Annotated in this window: 9 protein-coding genes; 3 read left to right on the forward strand and 6 right to left on the reverse strand. The window is 44.3% G+C overall.

What is annotated here, in order from left to right; genetic code table 11:
* Nucleotides 1–25: 25 nt before the first annotated feature.
* From HC752_RS03950 to HC752_RS03960, 3 genes are all read right to left on the reverse strand, one after another.
* A complete protein-coding gene (locus HC752_RS03950) occupies nt 26–1,306 on the reverse strand; it encodes an outer membrane protein transport protein (protein ID WP_190333820.1) in 1,281 nt (426 codons plus the stop codon).
* 329 nt (nt 1,307–1,635) lie between these two features.
* A complete protein-coding gene (locus HC752_RS03955; protein WP_190333821.1) occupies nt 1,636–2,352 on the reverse strand; it encodes a DUF3379 family protein in 717 nt (238 codons plus the stop codon).
* Nucleotides 2,345–2,851, reverse strand: coding sequence for a sigma-70 family RNA polymerase sigma factor (locus tag HC752_RS03960; protein ID WP_238930406.1), 507 nt, complete (start codon nt 2,849–2,851; stop codon nt 2,345–2,347). Before HC752_RS03960 ends, HC752_RS03955 begins: the two co-directional genes overlap by 8 nt.
* Nucleotides 2,852–3,513: 662 nt before the next feature.
* On the opposite strand from HC752_RS03960, the gene fadI reads away from it, so the two are divergent.
* The 3 genes from fadI to HC752_RS03975 all read left to right on the forward strand — a co-directional run bounded on the left by fadI (nt 3,514) and on the right by HC752_RS03975 (nt 8,212).
* Nucleotides 3,514–4,821 carry an acetyl-CoA C-acyltransferase FadI gene (gene fadI, locus HC752_RS03965; RefSeq protein ID WP_190333823.1) on the forward strand — a complete coding sequence of 436 codons (1,308 nt, stop codon included), beginning with the start codon at nt 3,514–3,516 and terminating at the stop codon, nt 4,819–4,821.
* Nucleotides 4,821–6,938 (forward strand): fatty acid oxidation complex subunit alpha FadJ, encoded by a 2,118-nt coding sequence (gene fadJ / locus HC752_RS03970; protein WP_190333824.1) that lies wholly within the window; start codon nt 4,821–4,823, stop codon nt 6,936–6,938. The genes fadI and fadJ overlap by 1 nt, the downstream gene beginning before the upstream one ends.
* A 230-nt stretch (nt 6,939–7,168) precedes the next feature.
* Nucleotides 7,169–8,212, forward strand: a complete 1,044-nt coding sequence (locus HC752_RS03975) for a hypothetical protein (protein ID WP_190333825.1) — start codon at nt 7,169–7,171, stop codon at nt 8,210–8,212.
* Between the two features lie 124 nt (nt 8,213–8,336).
* Here the strand turns inward: HC752_RS03975 and HC752_RS03980 are convergent, their stop codons facing one another.
* The 3 genes from HC752_RS03980 to HC752_RS03990 form a co-directional block, all read right to left on the reverse strand.
* Nucleotides 8,337–9,836, reverse strand: a complete 1,500-nt coding sequence (locus tag HC752_RS03980; protein ID WP_190333826.1) for an FGGY-family carbohydrate kinase — start codon at nt 9,834–9,836, stop codon at nt 8,337–8,339.
* Nucleotides 9,829–11,496 (reverse strand): glycerol-3-phosphate dehydrogenase/oxidase, encoded by a 1,668-nt coding sequence (locus HC752_RS03985; protein ID WP_190333827.1) that lies wholly within the window; start codon nt 11,494–11,496, stop codon nt 9,829–9,831. Before HC752_RS03985 ends, HC752_RS03980 begins: the two co-directional genes overlap by 8 nt.
* Nucleotides 11,497–11,670: 174 nt before the next feature.
* Nucleotides 11,671–12,477 (reverse strand): DeoR/GlpR family DNA-binding transcription regulator, encoded by an 807-nt coding sequence (locus HC752_RS03990; RefSeq protein WP_180958404.1) that lies wholly within the window; start codon nt 12,475–12,477, stop codon nt 11,671–11,673.
* Nucleotides 12,478–12,521: the final 44 nt, after the last annotated feature.

Raw genomic sequence — 12,521 nt, forward strand, 5'->3', positions numbered from 1 at the left:
TTTTCAGATAATCGGATCCGTTTGATTAGAATGTACGGCTGTACTGCACACCCAGTAGAATTGCATCCGCTCGTGTAGTGCCTTCAATTTTGCTTAATGGCAAGTTATCTTCAGATACATTTACATCTTGACCTAGAAGATAAGTGGCGCCGACATCTACATTCGATTGGTCGTCTATATTGTAAGTAAAGCCAGCGGATAACCAGTTACGGTTCGAATCAGGCACAGAAATTGAGGTTAGCTTGTCTTGTGCACTTGTGTCATGCATATAACCTGCACGTACCGTCCAGTTTGGGCTTAAGAAATACGTACCACCAAGAGAGTAGTGTATACCGTTCTGCCACTTGTATTCGTTTAGAATACCAGTTTTCTCTGCCTCTAGCTTTTCAAATGTAGACCAGCCAATCCATTGTACGCTGTAGTGAAGCGCAAACTCAGTGCCATCTATACGGTGGTAACCAGAAAACTCGGCCATGTCAGGTAAAGGTATTAAAAGCGTGTCACCTTTGGTTACCCCTTCACTTGTTGTTACGTCACCTTTGGCTTTTAGAGTAGGGCTACTACGATAAGAGAGTCCAAAACGATTGTTTTTATCAATCTCATATACTGTACCTAGGTTAAACCCTAACGCCCAACCTGAAGCGTCTACGTCAAGTACCTTTAGCCCAGATAAATCGAGGATAAGAATGGGTGAAATGCTCACAGGGACCTGTGTTAGTTTACCGCTTAGATTACGTTGCATCTTTCCTGAACCATAAATCATATCTAAGCCAGCACCAACACTTAGTTGCTCATTGATACGGTATGATCCAGAAAGACCAATATTCATGCTCTTAACATCAGTTAGACCGCCATACTCAGCACCAACAAATGTGCTATCAAATTGAGTTTTTGTACCAAAGTTAGAGTAAACATTCGCGCCTACAGCAATCTTTTCATTCAATGGAACAATAATGTGTAGGTTAGGTACTATGGAAGTATCACCCGCGTTGCTGTAATTGGATTCAGAAGTAGATAGACCAGTAAGTGCATTGGCATAAGTGTACTTAGCATCTTTAATTTCGATCTTTGATGTAATTGTTGTGACACCCAATGACATCGACGTCTCTTCAAACAATGCCATTGCGGCGGCGTTACGAGCCATTACAGATGCGTTGTCCGCAATAACCGCGTCACCCGCGAATGCACGGCCAAGACCTGTCGCTGATTGTGCGTTGAGTTGGAAGCCAGCCGCGATAGCTTGCTGAGATGCGAGAGCGATAGTTGTTGCGATGACCGTTTTTTTAAACAGACGCGAAGTGTTCATAGGATTAACCTTATTATTGTATTCCCAGACATTATTTGTTGGGTGATATGTGTATCTACCTATTAGGTAGATAACCCTGCTTTATCGATTGATGTAACTATCTCAGTCATTGAGTAATTACTCAATGACTGAGATGGTAATTCTGTGATTCATTAAATGAAATCCGACCATTGTTTTAAAAAACAGATGCCAACGAATAAAAATATGGAAAAGAATGCCGCGTATAGTATGTGGACTGACTAGTATGTGGACTGACGTGTGCAAATAAAAAGGTCTGCTTAAGAAGAAAAGCAGACCTATGTCGTTAAACGCTGAGCTTAGACTGGTGCTTAGCTTGCTGGGTGTATGAGGGGTTTCAAGGTTTCAGCGATTTTCGCTACATCTTCATCCATGCTTCCTACAATCACCATGCTGGCGTTCATCAATGGCATGACAATGCCAGACATTCCGTCTTTGACAAACGTTTGAGATTCAGGTGCAGGGATATTAGTAACAAAAAGTGTCACCCGTCCATGCTTTCCTTCAAAGACCATATGCATCGCATTTGACTTCCCGAAACTACAGTGGTTTAGGTAATAAACGTGGTAAGGAAAGTTTTGCGAGAAGTAATACGCAAATGGCTTCATTTTCACGTTGATCTGGCTAGAAGAAACATTTTCATCTATTGGGTTAATAAATGGTTTCTCAGCCGTCACATGCGCCAGTGCAGTATTTGCCAAGGTTGCGTAAGCTGGAGTGACCACAAGCCCATCCCAATTGACTTGCCCCATCAAAATCCCAAAAGCAAATGCTATCGATGCTGCTATCGCGAGCGCCTTCCGAGCAAACTTAGGTTGTTCCGTTTCAGCACTTTGATTAAACAGAATTCGGTCTGCCAACCCATCTGGCGCATCGACTTTCATTGCTTTTTCTAGCCGTGCATCTAGGCTCAAAATGTCATCGACAAATTTAGCGTTCGCACTGTTTTGAGAAATCGCCAATTCGATTTCGTCATCTCTGTCCCTTGGATCTGACATAATGCGACGGCGAAATTCTAAATCATCCATTATGTACCCCCATATCCGATTGAGAATTTTCAAGCATCTCTTTGAGTTGGTTTCTGGCTCTGAACAAACGTGTCATCACCGTGTTTTTATTTAATTCCAGAATTTGTCCAATTTCTTCGCCACTGAACCCACCAACAACCTGTAGGAACAATGGTTCTCGATATTCGACCTCTAATTTCATAATTTGATGTTGAAGCCACTGCTGCTGATGATGCGGGTCGTCAGAAACTTTTGCATCGTTGCTATGGTCATCAATATCCACCAATTCTAACTGTTTTCTTTCAAAACGGCGTGCGTTTTCACGGCGTAGAATGGTAATTAACCAAGACTTTGCTGCTTTTTCGTCTAGCAGGCTATCAATTGCCCGCCAAGCACGTAAACAGGTTTCTTGTACCAAGTCTTCCGCAACATGACTGTCTTTACACAACCAATACGCATAGCGATATAGGTCGGTGTGGTAAGCGCGCACGAGCGCTTCGTATCTTTTTTGCTTGTCCATATCAGAATTGACCGGACGCTTCTCTTTTTTCTTTCCAAAAAAATCGATAATCGACACTTGAGCCTCCGTTTGCTCTCGCTGTGTCTATGGAAGGTCAACACCTGAGAGTTCTAACCTACTGAAAGTAATTGAACTTATAATTAAGAGGATAGTTTGGCGTTAATGACCGAGCTTAGAAATTTCATTCCAATTCTTTCCTTAAGCCGTTATCCACTTGGCAGCATTGCATAAACAACAAATAAATTGATCTAATTCAATACCCATATTTGGAATCTGGTTATAGTACGTCTTGTCATCTGGTTAACCACTTGTGGTTAGCATGTTGAGCAAGATGACACTTCCTTTTGAAGGCTGACTTTACTTTCTCCTAATCAGGAAACTGATTTTTTAATTTTGGCGATACGCTATATCAATTCCTACCACACGTTATGTGTGGTTTTTTTTATCCAATATTCCAGAGTCACAGTTTTAATGTAACGCAATCTAATTATTTATCACAGTGATTGCCCTGTCTTTTCTGCACTACACTTACGATTTCTTACGTGCATCTCTCTACATTCTAGTCCTAGATCACGCAATAAAATAAAAAGCGATTCAAACATGTGTTTTAATCTGATAACATTTTCATTACATTACAGGTCTGACCTCTTTAAGGAGATAGAATGGGCATTCAGGATGTAAGGACGCGTTCCGGAGAAAGGATTGCGGTTGTTGCGGGGCTAAGAACGCCTTTTGCAAGACAAAGCACCGAGTTTTCTCAGGTCCCCGCTGTTGACTTGGGTAAGATGGTCGTCAGTGAAATGCTGACCCGCGCCGATATTGATCCCGCCCTAATTGATCAAGTGGTATTTGGGCAAGTTGTGCAAATGCCAGAGGCACCAAACATTGCACGCGAAATTGTATTAGGGACAGGTATGAATATTCACACCGATGCCTATAGTGTGACGCGAGCTTGTGCGACGAGTTTTCAGTCTGCGGTGAACGTAGCAGAAAGTATCATGGCTGGTGTCATCGATATCGGTGTCGCGGGTGGGGCGGATTCTTCGTCAGTATTGCCTATTGGTGTCTCCAAAAAGTTGGCTGCCGCTTTACTTGCTCTGAGTAAGGCAAAAAAAATGGGGCAGAAGCTTGCCATTATGCGCAAGCTCTCCTTCAAAGATCTGATGCCGGTGCCTCCTGCCGTGGCGGAATATTCGACAGGGTTATCGATGGGGCAAACGGCTGAGCAAATGGCAAAAACGCACGGGATCACGCGTCAAGCTCAAGACGAATTAGCACATCGCTCCCATACCTTAGCAGCACAAGCGTGGAAAGAAGGTAAGATTCGAGATGAAGTGATGACCGCTTTTCCCGAGCCTTACAAACAATGGATCGATACCGATAACAATATTCGTCATGATTCGACGATGGAAGGGTACGCAAAATTACGTCCTGCGTTTGATCGCCAGTATGGCAGTGTGACAGCAGCGAATGCGACACCGCTTACCGACGGGGCAGCGTCGTTGCTCATTATGCGTGAAGGTCGCGCAAAAGAGTTAGGAATGGACATCATGGGGTTCATTCGCTCCTACGCCTTTTCGGCGATAGATGTAAAAGAAGATATGCTGATGGGGCCTTCCCATGCGACACCCATAGCGCTTGATCGTGCAGGCATTAGCTTAGCTGATCTCACACTCATTGATATGCATGAAGCTTTCGCAGCACAAACGTTGGCAAACGTGAAAATGTTCGCCAGCGACAAGTTCGCTAAAGAAGTGCTAGGTAGAGATAAAGCCATTGGCGACATCGATATGGACAAATTCAATGTGCTTGGTGGCTCTATCGCCTATGGCCACCCATTTGCTGCAACAGGTGCTCGGATGATCACTCAAACTCTACGTGAACTTAAACGCCGTGGAGGGGGGCTGGCATTGAATACAGCGTGTGCGGCGGGTGGTTTAGGTGCAGCGATGATTTTGGAGGTGGAATAATGGCGGGTCAAAGTGCATTTACTTTATCAATAGACGATCACAACCTCGCGTGGCTAGCCATAGATGTTCCTGGCGAGAAAATGAATACGCTTCAAGCGGAGTTTGCGGATGAAATGCAGGCGATCTTGCTTGAACTTGAAGCCAAAAAGAACGAACTGACGGGTTTGGTGATTCATTCGCTTAAGCCCGATAATTTTGTTGCAGGGGCTGATGTAAGAATGCTGGACGCGTGTACCACAGCGGAAGAAGCGGAAGGGCTAGCCAAACAAGGGCAACAGATGTTCGCGCGTTTGGAAGCCTTACCTTTTCCTTCAGTCGCGGCCATCCACGGCCCATGTTTAGGTGGTGGATTGGAATTAGCATTAGCCTGTGATTATCGAGTGTGTACCGATTCAGATAAAACACGGTTAGGGTTGCCCGAAGTGCAGCTAGGCTTGTTGCCAGGTTCAGGTGGAACTCAGAGACTCCCTCGGTTAATAGGGTTGTTGGGCGCTTTGGATTTGATTTTGACCGGTAAGCAGCTTCGTGCCAAAAAAGCCAAGACGTTAGGTGTGGTTGATGCCAGTGTCCCTCAATCGATTTTGCTGGATGTTGCTAAAACATTTGCAAGTAAAACGAAAGCGAAACGCTTGGTGGATACCAAAGAAAAGCTGCTCTCTGGCAATCACCTTGGTCGTAAATTCATTTTTGATCAAGCGACGAAGAAGACTTTGGCGAAAACGCGTGGCAATTACCCTGCCGCTGAGGCGATTCTGGACGTCATCAGAGAAGGCTTCGAAAAAGGGATACAAGCCGGTCTAGCAACAGAAGCCAAAAAGTTTGGTGAGTTGTGTATGACTAGCGAATCTAAGGCGCTTCGGTCAATCTTTTTCGCCACCACCGAAATGAAAAAAGATAATGGTAGTGAAGCCAAACCAAGAAACATTTCGAAAGTGGGCGTGTTAGGTGGCGGGCTAATGGGAGCCGGGATAAGCCACGTGTCGGTGGCGAAAGCTAAGGTGCCTGTTCGTGTTAAAGACGTCTCTCACGATGGTGTTTTGAAGGCGATCAACTACAACCATACATTGTTCACTAAGCAGAAAAAACGGCGGATCCTGACCAAGGCGGGTGTGCAGTATCATATGTCGCAGTTGACTGGTGGGACGGATTACGTTGGTTATCGCAACGTCGATATTGTTATTGAAGCGGTATTTGAAGACTTGGCACTCAAACAAACCATGGTGAAAGAGATCGAGCAACACGCGAAAGACACCACCATATTTGCCACTAATACGTCGTCACTGCCGATTCACCAAATAGCCGCAGAGTGTGAGCGCCCAGAAAATGTGGTGGGTTTACATTACTTTAGCCCCGCTGAAAAAATGCCCCTTGTTGAGGTCATCCCTCATGAAGGCACATCCGATGAAGTGATTTCTACCGCCGTCAATTTTGCGCGCAAGCAAGGAAAAACGCCCATTGTAGTCGCCGATAAAGCGGGCTTTTTTGTTAACCGCATCCTTGCCCCTTATATGAATGAAGCTGCCCATATTCTATTGAGTGGTGAGCCGATTGAAACGCTGGACGATGCCTTACTCAACTTTGGGTTCCCTGTCGGTCCCATTACGCTTCTGGATGAAGTGGGTGTGGATGTGGGCGCTAAGATAATACCTATCTTAATTGAAGAACTGGGAGCACGATTCAAAGCACCAGATGTGTTCGATACATTGCTTAACGACGGTCGTAAAGGGCGTAAGAGTGGTAAAGGCTTTTATACCTATAAAGGTAAGAAGAAAGAGGTCGACAAAAGCGTTTATAAGCTACTCAAGCTCACACCAGAAGCCAAATTGCCCGAAAAAGACATTGCACTTCGTTGTGTACTACCGATGCTAAATGAAGCAGTACGGTGTTTAGACGAAGGCATTATTCGCAATGCTCGTGACGGAGATATTGGTGCGATTTTTGGAATCGGTTTCCCACCTTTCTTAGGCGGTCCTTTCCGCTACATGGAGCAAATAGGTTTGAAAGAACTGGTCACCATCATGAACGAATTCGCACAAAAATACGGCGATCGTTTTGCGCCATGCGATGGCTTGCTTACTCGTGCGGGTAACGGATCAACCTTCCATATTGCTTCTTAGTATTAGGTCATAAAATAAACTTTAGTAATAACCGTATCAATAAGCTGGTTTCGAACCGGCTTATTTTTTATTTGGCACAGGTAGTATTTTGATTACTTAGTACGCGTGACAAAAGTATGACAATTTAAAGTACGGATCCCCAAAATAGCACTAACTAATGATACGAGAATACTCTCGCTGTCGCAGAGAGAGTAGACTCTTAGTCTGAAAAGTAAATATCAGGAGTGGCTATGCTAGGTAACACAATAAAATCCGACATTTATGTCGGCAGCGTAGTTGAAACGCTTGTCAATGAAATGGCTATTGACGCGCAAGCGCTTGCAACAACGAAATTTGCGCAGTATTTGGATCAGTATGGAGTCGATCAACATCCATCGTTAAAAACTCTTCAAGGGGAGGGGGTATTAAAGGAGGGGGGGCTGACACTCAGTTTTCAACAAAAATGGGTAAACGGTGAAAGTAAATTTGTTACTGATGTCTCGGTGTTCAAATGGAATACGGACGGTCTAAAAGAAGCGTCAGTTGAGGCCGATGCGGACTTCATCAATGTGAGAAACTTCGTGGATGTGAAGGTCAACGCTTTGTCTGACACGGGAACGACGGTGAACGTATACGGAGCAAAGCGTGGAGAGGTCTCTACGGGTGAGGGGAACGATGAGGTAAACGTTCATGTGAAGTCAAATGGGGCGGCTTGGAATAACCATTTCGATATCGATACGGGTGACGGCAACGATACGATCAGCTTTTTTGACATTGCAGGTGGAGACCACACAGAGTTTGATATCTCTGCTGGGAAAGGGAATGATGTGGTTAACGTTGCAGGGTTGCTCGAAGCCGATTGGAATACTCATCGCAGCGCGCATGGAGGGGAAGGCATTGATGCGCTTTATCTCAGTGGTAACAACACGTTGGAATTTACGGGTTTTGAAGTCGTCATTGGTGATGGTGCTTCTGACTTACACATTACGCAAGAACTTCTGGATAACAACCTAGCGGGCACTTGGGAAGACAACCCAGATGGCAGCGCCAATGTAATGGTTTTTACCGACGTCAATCTCACGATAGATGTTGGGTTGGTTGAATATGCGAGCTATTTTTCAACGTACTCAGCAGAGGATTTGACCGACGCGATGACTCAACGACTGAGTGATTTTGGCGTGGATTACACTGCACAATACACTATTGCTGAGTTTTATACGGAGAGTGGGGATTACTTGATCGTAACCGATACCAGTGCCAGTGACTTAATTGATTCAGTTATCGATTATGTGTAAACGGGTCGGGTAGTTTCTAGCGTTAACTGATTTCCACTGGCAAAGGTAACAATGCAGTGTTCGGCGCACCTCGCTGAAAAATGCATTGTTACCTTAAACGATTGACCACATTTTTTGTATCTGGTTAAGGTGTGCCTTCAATGAGTTTTTTGTAGGCTGTTATATAAGGTTTATAGGTCTCATGTAACTCACGTCTAGGTTTGTATACTTTTTTGGGTGTACAAATATCAGAAGTAGCCTGTTCAAAGTTTTCAAATAGTCCAATCGAAACGCCAGCGGTTATTGCTGTGCCGAGTGCCGTTGCTTCCTTATTATCCATCTCCACATAAGGTAGGTTTAGAATGTCGGCTTTCATTTGATTCCAAAGCGAATTGTTGGCCATTCCGCTCACGCCTCTGATCTCGGTAACTTGTTCACCAAGATCATTTGAAAGTTGGTTGAATGTAAGGGACAAGTCATAAGCTAAAGCCTCCAAGAAGGAACGATACAGATGTGCTCTTTTATGCCCCCACTTTAATCCGACGAATGCGCCAGCGTTTACATCGGCATCGGGTGGGCAGGCGCGACCTCCGAAGTGAGGGTTACAGAGCAAACCATCAGAGCCAGGTGGGATGAGTTCGGCGTCTTTTGATAGGTCTTCATAGTGGCTAATTTGGTCGCAATCGTCACCGAACATGATATCAACAAGCCATTTTTGAGTAAGCCCACCACCATTAATGAACACCGACGGGTGGCAAATGTTAGGTAAAGGTGAGCCGAAGATTTCCCCCACTTTTCCAATGCGTTCATAAGAAGTTACAGGGGTCGACATAGATAGGATAGGATAAGTACCAGCGATATCTACAGCCACGTTCTTAGAAAAACCACCCGCGCCAACAATGCTCGCAGGAGTATCGCCAAGCCCTGCCAGTATCGGTGTGCCACTCGGTATAGAGGTGAGCGTAGACAGTTTACTGGTCGTATGCCCAACAATATCGGTCGACTCCGCAATATAAGGCAAAAGCTTCAGATCAATACCGAGCTTGGAAGCGATGTTTTGATCCCACTGTTGGCTATGTTTGTTTGAAAGACCCGTCATCCAGAGTAGAGACTTATCTATCGCCCACTTTTCTGGTGGAAGTTCTGAAAGATGCCCGACGATATAGCTTGTAATGGGCACGATTTTAATCGTTTTTGCAAAGCTCTCTTTTGACTGGCTTTCCATCCATTTCATTTTTGGTGCAAGTATTGGGTACCAAGTGCCTGTCACTTCTCGTATCTCGGAACCGTATTCATTCGTTATGCTTTCGTAGTGAGTGAGAAAACGCGTGTCTAACGATGTGGTGTAAGGAAAGGTTGGGGAGCCATATTTATCTACACCTAATACTCCCCCCATCATGCCCGATACGCCAATTACGCCGACCTCTTGGGCAGAAAAAGAGTCATCGGTATCAAAGAGCTGATTGATAGACAACAACATGGAATCATACATCGCGTTTATGTTGTAAGCGGCTTTGCCAGTGGTGTCCGTGTCTGGTGTGTATGTTTGTTTTTGTTCCCTTAATAGCTCCCCTTTACTATTAAAAACAGACAAAAGCATTCCACTAGAGCCCAAATCAATGGTCAATATCAGTTTCTTAGTCATAACTACCACCTAGTTTCGATTTGGTTTGATTCATTGAGAGGCATTGAGGCTTAGAGGAACCAAACTCTCGATTGATGGCCACTTCTTCTTGGTACATATTAATTTCTTTTCGAAGTCTTTCTGGAGACCAATTGAGCTCGCTAGCGGCGAGTTTCCCTATTGCTTCAAGTTGAGACAGTCCTGCGTCTTTCAATTGAAAGAAGACATTTGTTCGTCTTATTAAAATGTCGGTCAGGTGAGCGACATGCTCGTTTCGCGCGATGTAGCGAATTTCTGCTGGAGTCAGAGGAAAGTTAGAGCCGAATATGTCTTTTCGGTCTTCGTCAAATGAAGCCAGCTTAAGCACTTGAGGTGCGTTGCTACCAAAATTACCTTGTATTCTAGCAATATCTTGGTCTGATAAAACGTCGACATTGGGAAGTGTTAAGTGAGAGAAATTTTCTCCGCCCGAAATCGGTGTTACGTGGCTTAAGCTCTTTGTTTTGCAAAGCTTCTCTTGGTTTTCTATAAAATCAACGGTTTCTTCTGCCATGAGTCGACATGTACTCAATTTACCACCAGCCAAGGTGTATAAACCCGAAGAGCTTTGAGTGATCAAGTGGCGTCGAGAGACGTTACTGGCATTTGATATTGACTCTGTTTTCACTAAGGGTCTTAATCCTGACCACGCAGAGAGGATGTCCTGCTGTGTTAATTTCGCGTTTGGAAACATTTCATTGGTTGCGTTCAGTACATGCGTAACATCAGAATCAGTTACCGTCGGGTTATCAATATCACCCTCGTAGTAGGAATCGGTTGCACCCGCAAAGACATACCCTTCATCATCTTTAGGTAATACCCAATTCATGCGACCATTGTCGCTTTCTACGTGCATGAACACACCATGGTTAACTTTGAGTCTCTTGTTGCTAAACGCAAGGTGAACACCCTTGGAGGGAGACATTAAACGTTGTGCGGTGGGATCATCGATTAAGCGAATGGAATCGACACCTGGACCGCAGGCGTTGATCACATAGGACGCCGATAATTCAAAGCATTCGTTCGAGAGATGATTGGTCGCTTTTACCCCACAGACCCTGCCTTTTTTATACAGTAAATCTGTTACTTGAGTGTAGTTCATGGCGTCAGCCCCGAGAGATATCGCGCTTTTCAGGGTATCTATTGTTAATCTGGCATCGTTAGTCGCTAAATCATGAAACAACCCAGCTCCTTTAAGCCCATTTGAATTCAAATTAGGTTCTTTGTCTCTTAGGGTCTTTTTATTGAATATTCGGCTTTTTCTGTTTTTTGGGTTACCTGATACAAAGTCATAAAAAGAGAGCGCTATCTTGAGCTGCCAAGGGCTGTATTTACCTTGTGAGTTTGATACAAACAGAATAGGTTGGGTTTTGGCTAAGTGCGGCGCTATGTTTAGCTGAGTCTCTCTTTCCCTGCAAGATTCACGAACAACCTTGAGGTCAAGCGTTTCCAAATAGCGTACTCCCCCATGTATGAGTTTCCCTGATCGGCTGCTTGTTCCTGAAGAAAAGTCATTTTTCTCTATCAGTGCGACTGAGTATCCCCTCAAAACCGCTTCTCGGGCGAGAGATACCCCTGATATGCCCCCACCAATTATCACAAAATCATATGCTTTAGGTGCATCATTGCTATGTATTTCCATTTCCGCTCCTTGGAAAATGACGAATTAATATAACGACATGTAGTTTTTTATAGCATTGTGGTGTTTTTGTGTAAAGTTTGTTGTTGTTTTTTGTGTTTTTAAGGCATAAAAAAGCCGAATCGGTAATGATTCGGCTCTACAATATGGATGTTGTGGGGGAAGCTAGTTGAAAGGCTAAATCACCTCAATACCATTATCCTCTGCCCACTGTCTGTATTCCAGAGGGAATTCATCATCAACAATAAAGGCGTCGAATACTGCTAAATCGGACACTTTGCTGAAGTTAATTCTACCTAGCTTCGAGGAATCGCATACAAGGTACTTCTTTCTTGCTTGGCGAAGCATCATTTGGTTTGACGGGACTTCTGCGTGCGCTGGATGTGTCCAACCCGCATTAAGGTCAATGGCAGAAGCACCAAAAAAGCCTCGGTCCAAATTGATAGAAGCTAATGCTTGCTCCGTTACAGTGCCAGACAATGCGTGAGATGTGTTTCTGTAGTGCCCACCTGGAACGAACAAGTCTACAATAGGTAGGCGGACGGCTTTTTCCGCAATGTTTAGAGCCAATGTCGTTACGGATAGGTGCTGAACGTCATCGGATAAGTAATCTAGAATCATAGGAACAGTACTACCTGCATTTAGACCTATGCTTTCGTTAGATTTAATGAGTGACGCTGCTTTTTGAGCGATGGTTTGTTTTGTCGTTAAATGAATATTTTGTTTTTCTTCTAACGCAATTTCATTTTCATAGGGAGAAGGGGCGATATACTCGCTTTTCAGTTTGGCTCCCCCATAAACGACAGTGACTAACCCTTGCTTTTCAAACGTAGTGAAGTCACGGCGAATCGTTGCAATGTTGACTCCAAATTGTTTAGCCAATTGCGCGTTTTTTGCGACTCCATTTTTTCGAATTATTTGCAAAATCCGACTTTGACGTTGTTCAGGCAGCATGGTTTCTTCTGAAACGTCTCCTCTACTCATAAATGTTCCTTTGAGTTTAGTGAGCTGTAAGTTGTGAAATATCA

The sequence above is a fragment of the Vibrio sp. S9_S30 genome, assembly GCF_014694455.1.
Classification (GTDB): Bacteria; Pseudomonadota; Gammaproteobacteria; order Enterobacterales; family Vibrionaceae; genus Vibrio.

What these genes read in the sequence shown, in the direction of transcription:
- fadI (WP_190333823.1), top strand. Translation starts at nt 3,514, where the DNA reads ATGGGCATTCAGGATGTAAGGACGCGTTCCGGAGAAAGGATTGCGGTT.
- fadJ (WP_190333824.1), top strand. Translation starts at nt 4,821, where the DNA reads ATGGCGGGTCAAAGTGCATTTACTTTATCAATAGACGATCACAACCTC.
- HC752_RS03955 (WP_190333821.1), bottom strand. Translation starts at nt 2,352, where the DNA reads ATGGATGATTTAGAATTTCGCCGTCGCATTATGTCAGATCCAAGGGAC.
- HC752_RS03980 (WP_190333826.1), bottom strand. Translation starts at nt 9,836, where the DNA reads ATGACTAAGAAACTGATATTGACCATTGATTTGGGCTCTAGTGGAATG.
- HC752_RS03985 (WP_190333827.1), bottom strand. Translation starts at nt 11,496, where the DNA reads ATGGAAATACATAGCAATGATGCACCTAAAGCATATGATTTTGTGATA.
- HC752_RS03950 (WP_190333820.1), bottom strand. Translation starts at nt 1,306, where the DNA reads ATGAACACTTCGCGTCTGTTTAAAAAAACGGTCATCGCAACAACTATC.
- HC752_RS03990 (WP_180958404.1), bottom strand. Translation starts at nt 12,477, where the DNA reads ATGAGTAGAGGAGACGTTTCAGAAGAAACCATGCTGCCTGAACAACGT.
- HC752_RS03960 (WP_238930406.1), bottom strand. Translation starts at nt 2,851, where the DNA reads ATGGACAAGCAAAAAAGATACGAAGCGCTCGTGCGCGCTTACCACACC.
- HC752_RS03975 (WP_190333825.1), top strand. Translation starts at nt 7,169, where the DNA reads ATGCTAGGTAACACAATAAAATCCGACATTTATGTCGGCAGCGTAGTT.